This window comes from Microbacterium sp. NPDC058269, assembly GCF_042881445.1.
Classification (GTDB): Bacteria; Actinomycetota; Actinomycetes; order Actinomycetales; family Microbacteriaceae; genus Microbacterium.
Window position 1 is genome coordinate 448,450 of record NZ_JBHVXT010000003.1, and the last position, 14,929, is coordinate 463,378.

Consider the following 14,929-nt stretch of genomic DNA (forward strand, 5'->3'; position numbering starts at 1 on the left):
CGACCGAGTGTTATTGCGTCGCCCAGACTCCGAGTTCGTTGCCGGTCGGGTCGGCGAAGTGCAGGCGTCGCCCGCCGGGGAACTCGTACGGCTCCTGGAGGATCGCTCCGCCGGCCTTCTCGATAGCCGTCTTCGTGGCGTCGAGGTCTTCGGAATAGAGCAGGACGAGGGGACCGCCGACGGGACGCGGCTCGTCGGCGAGCATCAGACCTCCGGCTTCGTTGCCGTCGCCTCGTGGGGACACGATCCCGGCGTATCCGGGCCCGTAGTCGTTGAAGCTCCAGCCGAAGGCGTCAGCGAAGAAGCTCTTCGATGCCTCCAGATCGGTGACGACGAGCTCGATGTAGTCGAGTGAGTGGTGCAGAGGGGAACTGGTCATGGCGCCACCGTAGCGACCCCGACCGACATCGAGCGGAAGTCGCCGAATGCGCGTCGTCCGAGGAGTAGCGTTGAGGGGTGCCGCAGGTCTCCCCCTTCCCCGTCTCGACGCCGGGATGGCGGGCCTGGGTGATCTGGTCGGTCGGAGTCGCCGCCTACGTGTTGGCCATCACGAACCGCACCTCGCTCGGCGCCGTCGGCGTCGAAGCCGCGGACCGATTCCAGGCGGATGCATCGACGCTCGCGCTGTTCGCCGTTGTCCAACTCGCCGTCTACGGCGGAATGCAGATCCCGGTCGGGGTGCTCCTCGATCGCTTCGGCTCGCGCCCGATCATGACCGTCGGCATGCTGCTGATGGCCGCGGGGCAGCTGACCATGGCTCTCTCCCCCAGCATCGGCATCGCGATCTTCGCGCGCGTGCTGCTCGGCGCCGGTGATGCGGCGATCTTCCCCGCGGTGCTGCGACTCGTCGCGACCTGGTTCCCCGCCCAACGCGGACCGCTCATGGTCCAGTTCACCGGCATCATCGGTCAAGCCGGCCAGCTGATCGCCCTGGTCCCGCTGGCCGCACTCCTGCACGCCACCAGCTGGACCATCACCTTCGGCAGCATCGCGGGCCTCGGCGTGCTGTTCACCATCCTCGTGGCGCTGGTCATTCGCAACCACCCCGCAGAGCGCGGTGCCGATGTCACCGTGAACACCGATACCGGGGTCATCCGCGTCGTCACCTCCGCAATCGATACCGGTGTCGGCATACGCGCGGCCTGGGCGCACCCGGGCACGCGACTGGCCTTCTGGTCGCACTTCACGACCCCGTTCGCGGGTACGGCATTCGTGCTGCTCTGGGGAATGCCTTTCCTCACCGCGGCGGAAGGCCTCGACACTGCCCACGCCGCCGGCATCATCTCCGTATATGTCGTCGCAGGCATGCTTCTGGGGCCGATCATCGGCGACCTCTCCCGGCGACTGCCGAATCACCGCTCGCTGGCGCTCGTACTCCCCGCCGTCGGAGTGCAGGTGGCGGCGTGGATCGCCGTCATCGCCTTGCCCTACACCGCGCCGATCTGGCTCCTCTACGTGCTGGCGATCGCCCTCGCGACCGGTGGCCCCGCCTCCATGATCGCGTTCGACCACGCGCGAACGCACAACCCGACCCACCGTCTGAGCACCGCCACCGGCGTGACGAATGCGGGAGGCTTCATCGCCGCGCTCATCGCCATCTTCCTCATCGGTCTCGCGCTCGACCTGCAGGGCGCCGGCACCCCCGAGACCTATTCACTCGAGGCCTTCCGGATCGCGTTCCTCATGCCGATCCCCCTCTGGATCATCGGCACGGTGTTCATCCTCATCGAGCGGAAGCGGACGCGCATCCGCATGGGTCTCGATCCGGAACGCCGGCACTGAACGGGAACCGCAGAGGGGTCAGCGACCGCGCGGCGTCCAGCCGGAAGGCAACGGTCCATCTTGGACAGCACGTTCCCGGTCCGCTCGCGCGGACCAGCCCTGTGCACGGTCGACCGTGTCGAACGCGCCCCGCGCCAGTCGGAGTCCGACATCCTCGTGATGCATGCGCGGGGCTCCCCCGCGGCGGACTGACGCCCGCACGCTCCACGCGTCGTCCGCGAATCCGCCGCCGCGGAAGACGCGGTACTCGTCATAGCGGGCGGGATCCAACAGGTCCCAGCACCACTCCCAGACGTTGCCGAGCGTGTCGAAGAGACCATTGAGGTTCGGCAGCTTGCCGCCGATGTCCTGCGGAGAGGACACCCCGTCCGCACTCGTCCATGCCGCATCGGCAAGAGGCGCATAGTGCGGACCTGTCGACCCGGCGCGGCAGGCGAACTCCCACTCCGCTTCGGTCGGAAGCCGGTACCCGTCTGCGGTCGTGTCCCAGCAGACCTCCTCGCCGTCGAACAGGTAGACCCGATCGAGGCCCTCCCATTCGGATGCGGCGTTGCAGAAGTGGACCGCGCGCAACCAGCTGAGGTCGGCGGCGGGGCGACGCGGGTGGCGCACCGGGATGCCCAGCACCTCTGCGAGCTGCTCCTCCGTCACCGGATACACACCGATCTGGAACGGTTCGAGCATGACGTCGAGCTGCTCCTCCCGACGCGCGTCGCGCAGCGTCAGGACACCAGCGGGTATGCGGGCGAGCTCGAAGTCGCTCACCGATCGCCCGCACCGGAGCATGCGATGCGAGTCACGACGGGACTCGCTCGACCCAGGACGGGAACTTGGCCGCGCGACCATCGCCGGACGAAGTGCGCGTCACGCGACGGCGCACCCAGGGGCCGACGAACTCCCGGTAATAGGCGAGCCCCGATGGCCCGGTACCCAGTCGATCGTTCGGCGCCCACCATGTCGCCGGGGGCTCGAAGCCGAGCGCGTGCAGCACACGGGCAGCGACACGGTGGTGACCCGCCGCGTTCATGTGCAGACGGTCATCCGCCCAGTACGCGCCACGGGAGAGCTCACGATCAGGCCAATTGAGTGCCCGGACCACGTCGGGGCGCTCTTCGATCCGCCGCAACACCGCGTCGGAGAGCAGATCGCCGCGCCGCTGAACGAGGGAGCCCATCGGGAGCTGTCCGCTGGGGTTCGCACCGGAGAGGAGGATCATGGTCACGCCCTCCTCGTCGCACCGGCGCAGCACGCGACTGAAGGCGTCGGCGATGTGCTCGACATCCGTGCGCGGGCGCAGCATGTCGTTGCCGCCGCCGTTGAAGGAGAGGTGGGTAGGGCGCAACGCGAGCGCGGGTTCGAGCTGCTGCTCGACGATCGGCCAGGCGAGCTTGCCCCTGATCGCGAGATTGGCGTACTGGATGGAGTGCCCCGCCGCATCTGCCCAGCCTTGGGCCGCGAGATCGGCCCAGCCGCGCTCCCGCCCATCCGGAAGCACATCTCCGACCCCCTCGGTGAACGAGTCGCCGATCGCCACGAACCGCACATCTGCCATCGTCCCAGCCTATTGCGGCTCACGAGGCGCGGCGTCAACGGTCGTCGAGCGCCTGGCCGCCTCGATCGACCAGCCCCCATGCTGCGGCGGCGGCACCGAGGAAACACACACCGAACACCGCGAACAGCAGCGGAGCCCCACCGGCGATCAGGAGGACTGGTACGGAGAGCGGCGCCACGATCGATGCGATGCGGCCGACTCCGGCTGCCCAGCCCGCGCCCGTTCCCCGCAGTGAGGTCGGGTAGATCTCCGGCGTCACGGCGTACAGCGCACCCCAGGCGCCGAGGTTGAAGAAGGACAGTCCCATACCCGCAGCGATGATCGCGCCCTCGGTCGTGGCCGTGCCGAAGATCACGGCTGAGACGGCCGAACCGAGAAGGAAGACCGACAGGGTCAGCCGTCGCCCCCAGACCTCGATCAGCCACGCGGCGACCGCGTAGCCCGGCAGCTGCGCGAGCGTGATGATCAGCGTGAATCCGAACGAACGCACCAGATCGAACCCGGCGTCGACGAGAATGCTCGGGATCCAGATGAACGCACCGTAGTAGGCGAAGTTCACTCCGAGCCACACCAGCCACAGGCACAGCGTGCGCAATCGGAACTCCGGGTTCCAGAGCGTCGCGAGCCGGGCTCGAGCCGTGACCGCGATCGCACGAGAGGCCGGTTCCTTCCGAATGGCCGGGGCCGTCCCGACCCCGGCATCCGCTTCAAAGGCCGAGACGATGCGGTCGGCTTCGGCGATGCGTCCGCGCGAGGCGAGCCAGCGCGGCGATTCCGGCATCCGCCAACGGACGAAGAGCGCGTACACCGCGGGGATGGCACCCAAGGCGAAGGCCCAGCGCCACCCGTCATCGGATGCCGGGATGACCAGGAATCCGATGACAGCGGCTGCTGTCCATCCGAGCGCCCAGAACGCCTCCAGAACGACGATCAGACGACCACGGATGCGAGCAGGAGCGAATTCACTGACGTAGGTCGACGCGACCGGGAGTTCGGCGCCGAGACCGAGGCCGACGAGGAATCGGAGCACCAGGAGCGCAGCGAGACCACCCACGAGCGCGCTGGCGCCGGTTGCGATGCCGTACACGAGCAGGGTGAGAGCGAACACCTGCCGTCGCCCGAAACGATCCGCCAGAAGGCCGCCGAGAGTCGCACCGATGGCCATGCCGATGAAGCCGACCGAGGCGATCCAGCCGGCCTCGCCCTTGGACAGTCCCCACTGCTGTGTGAGAGCCGCGAGGATGAACGAGATCAGACCGACATCCATCGCGTCCAGCGCCCAGCCGAGCCCCGAACCGGTCAGTAGGCGAAGGTGTCGACGCGTGAACGGCAGGACGTCCAGGCGCTCAGCCAGCGAAGAGCGGCTCGGCAGGGCGGTATTGGCCATGCTCCTCATCGTAGAGCCGAGCGCCGGACGTCCCGCTCGCGATGTCGTCAGTTCTGCGCGTCGAGGATCCGCTTCACCCGCGGGATCACCTCGGTGCCGTACAGCTCGATGCTGCGCATCATCGACTCGTGCGACAGGGTGCCGGTGGCGTACTTCAGGTCGAAGCGGCCGAGCCCCAGGGTCGTGATCGTGTCGGCGATCTTCGCGGCGACTCGATCCGGTGAGCCCGAGTAGATCGCTCCCTCGGGTCCGACGTCGTTCTGGAAACGCGCACGGCTGTATGCCGGCCATCCACGCTCGCGGCCGATGGTGTTGTTCATCGCCTCGAATCCGGAGTATGCGGCATCCCAGGCGTCCGCGTCGGTCTCGGCGATGTGGCCCGGCGAATGCACGGAGACAGGGTGCGAGGTCGTGCCGAACGATGCCACGGAGCGGTGATACAGGTCGACGAAGGGCTTGAACCGCACCGCCGGTCCCCCGATGATGGCGAGCATCAGCCCGAGACCGTGGCGCGCGACGCGAACCACGGACTCCGGGCTTCCGCCGACACCGACCCACGTGCGCAGGCCGTTCTCCGTCTTCGGAAACACGTTCGCGTTGTCGAGTGACGCGCGCATCGTGCCGGACCACGTCACAGGCTCCTCCTTGAGGAGCTCGACGAACAGTTCGAGCTTCTGCTCGAAGAGCGCGTCATAGTCACGGAGGTCGTAGCCGAACAGGGGGAAGGACTCGATGAAAGACCCGCGCCCGAGAACGACCTCAGCTCGACCGTTCGACAGCGCGTCCAGCGTGGCGAACCGCTCGAACACCCGCACCGGGTCGTCGGACGACAGCACCGTCACTGCGGTGCCCAGCCGGATGTGCTCCGTACGAGCCGCGATCGCGGCCAGCACCATCTCCGGCGCGGAGACCGCGAACTCCGCGCGGTGGTGCTCCCCCACTCCGAAGAAGTCCACACCGACCGTGTCAGCCAGTTCCGCCTGCTCCACGATGTTGCGGATCGTCTGTGCGCCGGTGAGGAGCTCTCCATCCGCGTCCCTCGTGATGTCGCCGAAGGTGTCCAGCCCGAATTCGATGCTCATGTCATCCCTTCCTATTCAGGTGAATGAACACGTGCCGGTCGAGCCGCATTCCCGTCAGCGCGGAAGCAGCGCACTCCGCAGCGTGTCGAGGCCGACGCCGCCCATGTCGAGAGCGCGCTTGTGGAAGCCCTTGAAGGAGAACGCGTCGCCCTCTGCCGCACGGACGCCGTCACGGACCTGCTCCCAGATGCGCTGACCGACCTTGTACGACGGGGCCTGACCCGGCCAGCCCAGGTAACGGTTCACCTCGAACTGCACGAACTGATCCGACATGTTGACGTTGCGGCGCATGAAGTCGAGCGCATAGTCCGCATCCCACATGCCCGTGCCGTCGAGACGGGGCTTGCCGAGGTGCACACCGATGTCGAGCACCACGCGAGCCGCCCGCATGCGCTGTCCGTCGAGCATGCCGAGGCGATCAGCAGGATCGTCGAGGTAGCCGAGCTGCTCCATCAGACGCTCGGCATACAGGGCCCAGCCCTCGGCGTGACCCGACGTTCCGGCCAGCAGGCGGCGCCAGGAGTTGAGCTCGGCACGGTTGTAGACGGCCTGGGCGATCTGGAGGTGGTGTCCCGGCACGCCCTCGTGGAACACCGTGGTGAGCTCCCGCCAGGTGTCGAACTCGGTGACGCCCTCGGGCACGGACCACCACATGCGACCGGGGCGGGAGAAGTCATCGGTCGGACCGGTGTAGTAGATGCCGCCCTCCTGCGTGGGGGCGATCATGCACTCAAGCGTGCGGATGGCTTCGGGGATGTCGAAGTGCGACGCCCCCAGTTCGGCGACGGCGCGGTCGCTCGTCTCCTGCATCCACTTCTGGAGGGCGTCGGTGCCGACCAGCTTGCGGGCAGGATCAGCCTCGAGGTGTGCGACCGCCTCTTCGACGGACGCGCCCGGCAGAATCTCGTTCGCGATCGCGGTCTGCTCGGCCACCATGCGCGCGAGCTCTTCACGACCCCACTCGTACGTCTCATCGAGATCGATCGTCGCTCCGAGGAAGCGACGGGAGTTGAGGGCGTACAGGTCGCGCCCGACGGCGTCGACCTCTCCCGCGGCAGGAGCCAGCTCTTCGGCGAGGAACCGACGCAGCTCGTCGTAGGCGACGCGTGCCGCAGCCGAGTTGTCGGCGAGGGTGCGCGCGAGCGAGGCGGGCAACTGGCCTTCATCGGGAGCGGCGTCGGCCACGAATGCAGCGAAGAACCCGTCGTCTGCGGCGTAGCGATCGATCTGCGTGGCGACCTCGACCACCTGGCGTCGTGCCGGCGTCACTCCTTCGGCGATACCGGTCCGCAACGTCTCGACGTAGCCGCGGAGTGCATCGGGGACCGCGGCGAGCCTCGTCGCGATCACGTCCCAGTTCTCCACAGTCGCCGTCGGCATCAGGTCGAACGCCGCACGCACATCCTGCGCCGCCGAAGCGATGACGTTGAGATCGCGCAGGTGCCACTTCGCGTCGTGCAGCTCGAGGTCGAGGCGGAGTTCGGCGCCGAGGTCGGTCTTCGTCACCTCGTCGATCGCATCGACTGGCTCGAGTGCGGAGAGCTTGTCGAGTGTCGCGCGCGTCGCCGCGGCGATCTCCTCGTGGCCTGCCGGGCTCAGGTCGCCGAAGCGGTCGTTCACCTCGTCGCGGCCGATGTAGGTCCCGAGGGTGGGCGCCAGTACCGCGATCGTGTCGACCCATTCATCGGCGACGGCGTCGATGGCGGAGGGGGTGCGGGGAGCTGAAGTCATAGCTGTCAGCCTAATCCCCGGCCCCCTTCCACCGCCGGACGTCAGTGCGCGGCTTCGTTCCAGTCCCGACCACGGCCGACCTGCACGTCGAGCGGCACCGAGAGCTCTGCGGCGTCGCCCATTCGCGCCCGCACGATCCGTTCGGTGGCATCCCACTCCCCCGGAGCGACCTCGACCACGAGCTCGTCGTGGATCTGCAGCAGCACACGAGAGGAGAGCTGTTCGGAACGGAGATCGTCGTGGATGTGCAGAAGTGCGATCTTCATGATGTCGGCGGCGCTGCCCTGGATGGGAGCGTTGAGGGCCGCGCGCTCGGCGTTCTCACGCAGCACCCGGTTCGGGCTGGCGAGGTCGGGGAACGGGCGACGGCGGCCGAAGATCGTCTCGGTGTAGCCGACCTCCTTCGCCTTCATGACGGAGGCCCGCAGGTAATCGCGCACCGCGCCGAACCGCGCGAAGTACTCGACCATCAGCTGCTTGGCCTCGGACTGCTCGATGCGCAGCTGCTTGGACAGGCCGAATGCCGACAGTCCGTAGACCAGACCGTAGGACATCGCCTTCACCTTGGTGCGCATGGCTGCTGTGACATCGCTCGGCTCCACGCCGAACACCCGGGCGCCGACGAAGCGGTGCAGGTCTTCGCCGCTGTTGAACGCCTCGATCAGGCCTTCGTCGCCGGAGAGGTGGGCCATGATGCGCATCTCGATCTGCGAGTAGTCCGCGGTGAGCAGCGCCTCATACCCGTCGCCCACTTCGAACGCGCTGCGGATGCGGCGGGACTCCTCGGTGCGCACCGGGATGTTCTGCAGGTTGGGATCGGTACTGGAGAGGCGTCCGGTCTGGCTGCCGGTCTGCACATAGGTCGTGTGCACGCGGTGGTCGTCACCGATCGCCGTGTCGAGCGACTCGATGATCTGGCGCAGCTTGGTGGCCTCGCGGTGCTGCAGCAGCAGGCTCAGGAACGGGTGGGGGTTGCTGTCCTGCAGGTCGGCGAGCACCGCGGCATCCGTGGAGTATCCCGTCTTGGTCTTGCGTGTCTTCGGAAGCTGAAGGTCCTCGAACAGGACCTCTTGCAGCTGCTTGGGCGAGCCGAGGTTGAACTCCCGTCCGACGACGGAGAATGCCTCCTGTGCGAGGCCCTCTGCACGGGTGGCGAGTTCACCGGAGAACGTGGAGAGCACGTCGTGGGAGACCGCGACGCCCGCGACCTCCATGTCGGCGAGAGTGAGCAGCGTCGGAAGCTCGATGTCGATCAATACCTTGGCGACCGGCTCGGGGATGTCTTCGCGAAGGGCGTCGGCGACGCGCAGCGCGAACCACGCCTCCTGCGACGGTGTGGCTCCCTCTGTCTCCGGGACGAGCTGCGACGGGTCGGCCTCGGGGAGCTTCTCCCCCAGATAGCGCTCGACCAGGTCGGCAAGTGTCTTGTCCGGGAAGCTCGGTCGAAGGAGCCACCCGGCGAGACTCGTGTCATAAGCCAGGCCGCCGAGGCGGATGCTCTGCCGGATCAGCGCCTTCACCTGCGGCTTCGCTTCGTGCAGCACCTTCGGGGCATCGGACTCGATCCATCCGCGCAACTCTTCGGCAGCGGACTCCGACCAGTCGGCCTCGCGGAGTTCGGTCAGAGTAGCCGCGCCGATGCGCACCGGAGCACCACCCTGCGTCGTGACACGGAGCGAGACGTCGCCCTCCTGTGCCCTCGCCCATGTTGCGAGCTCCGCAGGGGTCACTTCTGCCGGGACGGGAAGGACGACGACCGAGGCAGGGTCATCGGCCACTTCCCCGGCTCCGACGGCTTCGAATACCCGCGGCAGCAGCGTGCGGAACTCGAGACGAGCGAAGATGTCGCGCACCGCCTGCGCGTCGATCGGCGCCACGGCCAGGTCGGCGGGCCCGACCGGAAGCTCGACGTCGGTGAGGAGCCGGTTGAGCTTGCGGTTGCGGCGTACGTCTTCGATGTGGTCGCGGAGGTTGCCTCCGACCACACCCTTGATCTCGTCGGCGCGCGCGATCAGCTCATCGAGCGATCCGAACTGCGTGAGCCACTTGACCGCGGTCTTCTCTCCGACCTTCGGCACGCCGGGCAGGTTGTCGCTGGTCTCGCCGACGAGCGCCGCGATGTCGGGATACTGCTCGGGCCGGACCCCATAGCGCTCCTGGACGGTCGTCGGGTCGTAGCGCTTGAGCTGGGAGACGCCCTGCACCGATGGGTACAGCAGCGTGACATCGTCATTGACGAGCTGGATGGTGTCGCGGTCACCCGAGACGACGAGCACGTCGAAGCCCTGCTCCGCGCCCTGAGAGGCGAGCGTCGCGAGGATGTCGTCGGCCTCGATCCCCTCTTTCGTCAGGACCGGGATCGACATCGCGGCGAGGCAGTCCTGCAGGAGCGGGATCTGCCCCTTGAACTCCTGCGGCGACTCGGAGCGCGTGGCTTTGTACTCCGGGTACTCGTCGGTGCGGAACGAGTGACGCGAGGTGTCGAAGGCGATGGCCAGGTGCGTCGGCTGCTCGGCCTTGATGAGGTTCACGAGCATCGACAGGAAGCCGTAGATGCCGTTCGTGTGCTGGTTGTCCTTGGTCGTGAAGTTATCGACCGGGAGGGCGAAGAAGGCACGGTAGGCGAGCGAGTGGCCGTCGACGACCATGAGGGTAGGCTTTGCGGAGTCCGTCACCCTGTCAGCCTAACGAGGACGACAGACACCCGCTGAGGAGGATGCATGAGCGACGTCGCGATGAGCCAGGGACTCGACTGGGCCACGGCCCGGGGAATGGGTGCTCTGGCCGAGAAGATGGGCATGGAGTTCGTGGAGTTCGGCGTCGAGCGCTGCGTCGCGACCATGCCCGTCGAGGGCAACACTCAGCCCGTCGGACTCATGCACGGAGGCGCCTACGTGGTGCTCGGGGAATCCCTCGGATCCATGGCGGCGAACCTGCACGCCGGTGCCGGCCGACTCGCCGTCGGGGTCGACATCAATGCGACGCACACCCGTTCGGCGACCTCAGGCGTCGTCACAGGCGTGTGCATTCCGGTGCACCTGGGGCGGAGTATCACCGTGCACGAGATCGTGGTGACAGACGATCAGGGGCGCCGCTGCTCCACGATCCGCATCACCAACATGATCAAGGACCTTCCCGCCGCGAACTGAGCGGTTCCTCCAGCAGTCGCTGGAACAGCAGGTGATCCTGCCACTCCCCCGCGATGCGGAGGTACTTCGGCGCCATCCCGATGCGCTCGAAGCCGTTTCCGAGCAGCACGCGCTGGGAGCCGAGGTTGTGCAGCAGCGTGGCCGCCTGCAGCCGGTGGAGGCGCAACTCCGAGAGCGAGTACTCGATGACCTGCGCGACCGCGCGGCTTGCGAGCCCGCGGTGGGTTCGCGACGCGTCGACCCAGTAGCCGAGGTCGGCGCTCCAGAACGCTCCCCGGACGATGTTGTTGATGTTCATCCGTCCGCGGATCTCGCCGTCATCGGACTCGATCACGAAACGGATGCTGCGACCCGCCGCCGCATCATCCACGCACTGCTGCGCGTGCTGCTCTTGCGCGGCGACGGTGAAGAACACCTCGGTGCGCGTGGGCTCCCACGGCGTGAGGTGCTCTCGGTTCGCCAGATACGCCCGGGAGAGCGCGGGCCCGTCGCCGAGGCGCACGGGTCGCAGCATGTGCTCGGTATCGAGCCGGATGATCCCGGCACTCACCGCTACTTCTTGGGGGCGAGCTGCTCGATGATCGCCTTGGCGACATCCTGCATCGTCAGACGGCGGTCCATGGACGCCTTCTGGATCCAGCGGAACGCCTCGGGTTCGCTCAGGCCCATCTTCTCGTTGAGAAGACCCTTGGCACGGTCGACGAGCTTGCGGGTCTCGAAGCGCTCGACCATGTCGGCGACTTCAGCCTCGAGCGTGATGATCTGCTCGTGCCGGGCCAGTGCGATCTCGATCGCCGGAAGGAGGTCGTTCGGGGTGAACGGCTTCACGACGTACGCGAGCGCACCCGCCTCGCTGGCACGCTCGACGAGCTCCTTCTGGCTGAACGCCGTGAGGAGGACGACCGGGGCGATGTTGCCCTTGTGCAGCTTCTCGGCGGCGCTGATTCCGTCGAGCTGGGGCATCTTGACATCCATGATGACCAGGTCGGGGCGCAGCTCGGTCGCCAGAGCGACCGCGGTCTCTCCGTCACCGGCCTCGCCGACAACATCGAAGCCGTTGTCGCGGAGGATCTCGACGATGTCGAGACGGATCAGCGACTCATCTTCGGCGACGACGACGCGTCGGGGTGCGGATGACGTGGGCTGCTCAGCCTGCTCTTCTTGCTCTGTCACACAACCATCCTAGTGGAGCGCCCCTGTCCGCAGGCCGTAGGCGCTCGGCGCGGAGGATCACTCCCTCTCCCCTGCGCTAAAGTCGTAGACGCGACACACGAGCCGGCGTGGCGGAATGGCAGACGCGGAGCACTCAAAATGCTTTGTCCGAAAGGGCGTGTGGGTTCGAGTCCCACCGCCGGCACCCTTGCAGCGCAAATCACCTCACACGACGGCGCGCCCTCGAAGCGAGGATGAGCGCGGCGCCGATCGTCATCATCATCGCTGCGCTGATGATCAGAGGTGGCAGCCCGCTCGCGTCACCACCCGTTCCCGCCAGAGCACCATGCGGGGGTGCGCCCGAATCCGACGGACCCGGAGCAGGAGGAGGGCTGGGCGCCGGAGTCGGGATGGTGAGCGCGGCAGAGGTCGCCGTGGCCGGGCTGTAGCAGTCCGCCGTACCGGAGACCGTCGCGCTGATGTCTCGACCGACGTCGGCGGCGACCAGGGTGTAGGTGCTCGAGGTCGCTCCGTCGATCGGCTGGCCGTCGCGGAGCCACTGGAAGAGGATCTCTGTCGGCAGGGGGACCCATGGGGCGACGACGACGGTGAGTTCACTCCCCTCGCTCGGTTTCCCGCTGATGACGGGGGATGACGTGGTGAAAGTCTTCAGACTCACACTGATCGTGTAGTCGGCGGTGTCCCGAGTGGTGGTGTCGGGTGTCGGTGCCACACCGTTGAATGCCTGGATCGTGAAGCCAAAGTCGCCGTCGATCGTCGGGATGCCGGCGAGCTCGCCGGTATCGCCGTTGAGCGTGATTCCCGGCGGCAGCACACCGCTGATGACCTGGTAGAAGCTCGGTGGCGGGGTACCCGTGGCGGTGACGGCATCGCTGAAGGCTTCGCAGCTGAGGGCCGTGAACGCCGCGCCGGCGATGTCCGGGGAGCGCAGTGGCTGAAGGGCCGAGATCCCGGGAGTCGACTCGCCGGTGACGGGGTTGTACGCGTATCCGCTGACGAATATCGTCCCCCCGTCGGTCGCGGCTGTGATTCCGATGGGCGATATCTGAGACGGGGCGAAGGCGGTCGGGGGGATGGTGTCGAGCACTGCACCGCTCGTATCCGAGATGACGATCGTGCCGTCGTACTGCACGGTGAAGAGTCGGTCGTTCGGGCCGAGGGTGGTCTGCGCGGCATTCGGGAGGGCGGTGACGGCGAGGCCTCCGCCATCCGTTCCGACTCCGACGAGGACCGAGTTGCCGTCGGCGAGGCTGTACGCCGAGAAATGAAGCCGACCGTCGGAGGCGAGGTTCAGGTTGAATGCGGCGTAGCCGATCTGCAGGCCCGGCAGCGGCGCCGCCGGTCGAGCCGTGCCGTCCGAGGAGTAGCCTGCGATCTCGTTCGGGGAAGCGCCCGCGTTGATGGTGTAGATCGTGCCGTCCTCGGCAAGGGCGAGCCCCACGAGGCTGCTGTCCTCACTGCCGGTGAGCACCGTCGTGTCGAGGGTCACCCCCACCGGGTCGTACGTGGTGACCTGCCATAGCCCGGTGACGTTGTTTCGCTCCAAGACGTGCGGATTCTCCGCGGCATCCAATGCCAGACCTGTCGGCGAGGTGTCGGGGTTGTACCAGGAGGCAAGGCGTGTTCCGGTGTCGCTGTCACGGATGATCGCTTGAGACGAACCTGAGGAGTAGTTCGCGATCCCGTAGATCTCACCCGCCGTCGTGGCGAGAATCGTCGAAGGAACCAGGAACCCTGTGGGCTCCGATTGGGTGGTGTTCCAGCTCCGGACCACGTGGTACGAGCCGTCATCCCCGAGCGGAGGCGGCACTGCGGCGTTCGCTGTGGCCGCCGTGGCGAACACGACGGCCACACCCAACACAAGTCCTGTCCACACTCGAATTCTCACGTTCGTTCTCACGATGTCCTTGCTCTCCTCATCGGAAAAGTCGGTCGCCGTCTCACAGGGACGCAGCGGTCCCGTCGTGCGTCGGAACGACATCGGCGGTGTGGTATCGGAACACGAGCCGGGCCGGCACAGTCCCCGCCAGCACCTCGTCGACCGATGCGTTGACCTGGTCCAGCTCACGGGGCTCGGTGACGACCCGCGTCCGTCCGGCGGCGTGAAGGTCGAAGACCTCGGCCAGATCCTGCCTGGTCCCGACGATGGAGCCGATGATGCTGATGCCCTTCAGCACGGTATCGAAGATCGGCACCGTGAGCTCCCCACCGGCGGGGAGGGATACCAGCACGAGCCTGCCACCACGGTTCAGAGAACGGAACGCCTGGTCGAAGACCGCGGGCGCGACCGCGAGGACGACGACGACGTCGGCACCACCGAGATCCCGGATCGCAGCTACCGGATCGGCGCCGGCGGCGTTCACGACGTGGTCTGCACCCAGCTCAGATGCCAGGTCGAGCTTCTCGTCGGTGATGTCCACCGCGATGACTTTGGCGCCCACCAGGCGCGCGTACTGCACCGCAAGGTGGCCGAGCCCTCCGACACCGAAGATCGCGACCGTCTCGCCCGGCGTGACATGCGCGTTCTTGATCGCCGCGTAGGTCGTGACTCCGGCGCAGGTGAGCGGCGCGGCGTCGATCGCGGTGATGCCCCCCGGAACGGGAACGGCGAAACGGGCGTCTGCCAGCATGTACTCGGCGTAGCCGCCGTCGACGGCGTAGCCGTTGTTGTACTGGCTCTCGCAGAGGTTCTCTCGACCATCGACGCAGTAACGGCATTCGCCGCATGCGTGGCCGAGCCAGGGCATCGCGACGCGCTGTCCGACCGTGCGATTGGTCACGCCGTCGCCGAGCTGTTCGACGATGCCGACGCCTTCGTGCCCCGGGATGAGCGGGAGCGGGGGCTTGACCGGCCAATCTCCGCGCATGGCGTGGATATCGGTGTGGCACAGTCCGCATGTCTCCACCCGGACCAGGACCTGTCCCGGACCGGGCTGCGGGATCGGACGCTCTTCCACCTGCGCCGGTGCACCGAACTCTGTGACGACTGCTGCTCGCATCATTCCTCCTGGACGGGACTCGTGGATGCTTCAAGTCTGACGCCGCCCGACCTCCTTCCCCGGGTCGAAGGTCC

General features: G+C 67.3%; 13 protein-coding genes and 1 tRNA gene. 3 read left to right on the top strand and 11 right to left on the bottom strand.

Going from position 1 to position 14,929, the window contains the following annotated elements; genetic code table 11:
• Window positions 1-10: 10 nt before the first annotated feature.
• The gene (locus ACFVWL_RS15760) at window positions 11-379 is read right to left on the bottom strand and encodes a VOC family protein (protein ID WP_387184677.1); all 369 of its coding nucleotides are present in this window, start codon (window positions 377-379) and stop codon (window positions 11-13) included.
• A gap of 77 nt (window positions 380-456) precedes the next feature.
• Here ACFVWL_RS15760 and ACFVWL_RS15765 point away from each other — a divergent pair, with 77 nt between their 5' ends.
• A complete protein-coding gene (locus ACFVWL_RS15765) occupies window positions 457-1,782 on the top strand; it encodes a nitrate/nitrite transporter (RefSeq protein WP_387184680.1) in 1,326 nt (441 codons plus the stop codon).
• Between the two features lie 18 nt (window positions 1,783-1,800).
• Here the strand turns inward: ACFVWL_RS15765 and ACFVWL_RS15770 are convergent, their stop codons facing one another.
• From ACFVWL_RS15770 to polA, 6 genes are read right to left on the bottom strand one after another with little or no spacing between them, the layout of a single operon-like run.
• Window positions 1,801-2,547, bottom strand: coding sequence for a formylglycine-generating enzyme family protein (locus ACFVWL_RS15770; protein WP_387184682.1), 747 nt, complete (start codon window positions 2,545-2,547; stop codon window positions 1,801-1,803).
• A gap of 31 nt (window positions 2,548-2,578) precedes the next feature.
• Window positions 2,579-3,334 carry an SGNH/GDSL hydrolase family protein gene (locus tag ACFVWL_RS15775; protein ID WP_387184685.1) on the bottom strand — a complete coding sequence of 252 codons (756 nt, stop codon included), beginning with the start codon at window positions 3,332-3,334 and terminating at the stop codon, window positions 2,579-2,581.
• A 34-nt stretch (window positions 3,335-3,368) separates the two neighbouring features.
• Window positions 3,369-4,721 carry an MFS transporter gene (locus tag ACFVWL_RS15780; RefSeq protein ID WP_387184688.1) on the bottom strand — a complete coding sequence of 451 codons (1,353 nt, stop codon included), beginning with the start codon at window positions 4,719-4,721 and terminating at the stop codon, window positions 3,369-3,371.
• Window positions 4,722-4,768: 47 nt separating this feature from the next.
• On the bottom strand, window positions 4,769-5,803 hold the full coding sequence (locus ACFVWL_RS15785; protein ID WP_387184691.1) for an LLM class flavin-dependent oxidoreductase: 1,035 nt from the start codon (window positions 5,801-5,803) through the stop codon (window positions 4,769-4,771).
• Window positions 5,804-5,857: 54 nt separating this feature from the next.
• Window positions 5,858-7,534: a DUF885 domain-containing protein gene (locus tag ACFVWL_RS15790; RefSeq protein ID WP_387184694.1), complete on the bottom strand. Its 1,677-nt coding sequence runs from the start codon at window positions 7,532-7,534 to the stop codon at window positions 5,858-5,860.
• A gap of 41 nt (window positions 7,535-7,575) precedes the next feature.
• Window positions 7,576-10,209, bottom strand: coding sequence for a DNA polymerase I (polA, locus tag ACFVWL_RS15795; RefSeq protein ID WP_387184697.1), 2,634 nt, complete (start codon window positions 10,207-10,209; stop codon window positions 7,576-7,578).
• A 45-nt stretch (window positions 10,210-10,254) separates the two neighbouring features.
• Between polA and ACFVWL_RS15800 the strand changes: the two genes are divergently transcribed.
• Window positions 10,255-10,683: a hotdog fold thioesterase gene (locus ACFVWL_RS15800; protein WP_387184700.1), complete on the top strand. Its 429-nt coding sequence runs from the start codon at window positions 10,255-10,257 to the stop codon at window positions 10,681-10,683.
• On the opposite strand, the gene ACFVWL_RS15805 is transcribed toward ACFVWL_RS15800, so the two are convergent.
• Both ACFVWL_RS15805 and ACFVWL_RS15810 read right to left on the bottom strand, forming a co-directional pair.
• Entirely contained in the window at window positions 10,658-11,233 is a 576-nt protein-coding gene (locus ACFVWL_RS15805) for a GNAT family N-acetyltransferase (RefSeq protein WP_387184702.1), read from the bottom strand. The genes ACFVWL_RS15800 and ACFVWL_RS15805 overlap by 26 nt on opposite strands.
• A 2-nt stretch (window positions 11,234-11,235) precedes the next feature.
• Window positions 11,236-11,856 (bottom strand): ANTAR domain-containing response regulator, encoded by a 621-nt coding sequence (locus tag ACFVWL_RS15810; protein ID WP_017830602.1) that lies wholly within the window; start codon window positions 11,854-11,856, stop codon window positions 11,236-11,238.
• 101 nt (window positions 11,857-11,957) lie between these two features.
• On the opposite strand from ACFVWL_RS15810, the gene ACFVWL_RS15815 reads away from it, so the two are divergent.
• A tRNA-Leu gene (locus ACFVWL_RS15815) sits at window positions 11,958-12,040 on the top strand.
• Window positions 12,041-12,055: 15 nt separating this feature from the next.
• Here the strand turns inward: ACFVWL_RS15815 and ACFVWL_RS15820 are convergent.
• The gene (locus ACFVWL_RS15820) at window positions 12,056-13,732 is read right to left on the bottom strand and encodes a hypothetical protein (RefSeq protein ID WP_387184706.1); all 1,677 of its coding nucleotides are present in this window, start codon (window positions 13,730-13,732) and stop codon (window positions 12,056-12,058) included.
• 64 nt (window positions 13,733-13,796) lie between these two features.
• Window positions 13,797-14,855: a zinc-dependent alcohol dehydrogenase gene (locus ACFVWL_RS15825; RefSeq protein ID WP_387184708.1), complete on the bottom strand. Its 1,059-nt coding sequence runs from the start codon at window positions 14,853-14,855 to the stop codon at window positions 13,797-13,799.
• Window positions 14,856-14,929 lie beyond the last annotated feature (74 nt).

Coding starts and splice junctions, on each gene's coding strand:
- ACFVWL_RS15760 (WP_387184677.1), bottom strand. CDS start 379: ATGACCAGTTCCCCTCTGCACCACTCACTCGACTACATCGAGCTCGTC.
- ACFVWL_RS15780 (WP_387184688.1), bottom strand. CDS start 4,721: ATGGCCAATACCGCCCTGCCGAGCCGCTCTTCGCTGGCTGAGCGCCTG.
- ACFVWL_RS15825 (WP_387184708.1), bottom strand. CDS start 14,855: ATGCGAGCAGCAGTCGTCACAGAGTTCGGTGCACCGGCGCAGGTGGAA.
- ACFVWL_RS15785 (WP_387184691.1), bottom strand. CDS start 5,803: ATGAGCATCGAATTCGGGCTGGACACCTTCGGCGACATCACGAGGGAC.
- ACFVWL_RS15775 (WP_387184685.1), bottom strand. CDS start 3,334: ATGGCAGATGTGCGGTTCGTGGCGATCGGCGACTCGTTCACCGAGGGG.
- ACFVWL_RS15800 (WP_387184700.1), top strand. CDS start 10,255: ATGAGCGACGTCGCGATGAGCCAGGGACTCGACTGGGCCACGGCCCGG.
- ACFVWL_RS15790 (WP_387184694.1), bottom strand. CDS start 7,534: ATGACTTCAGCTCCCCGCACCCCCTCCGCCATCGACGCCGTCGCCGAT.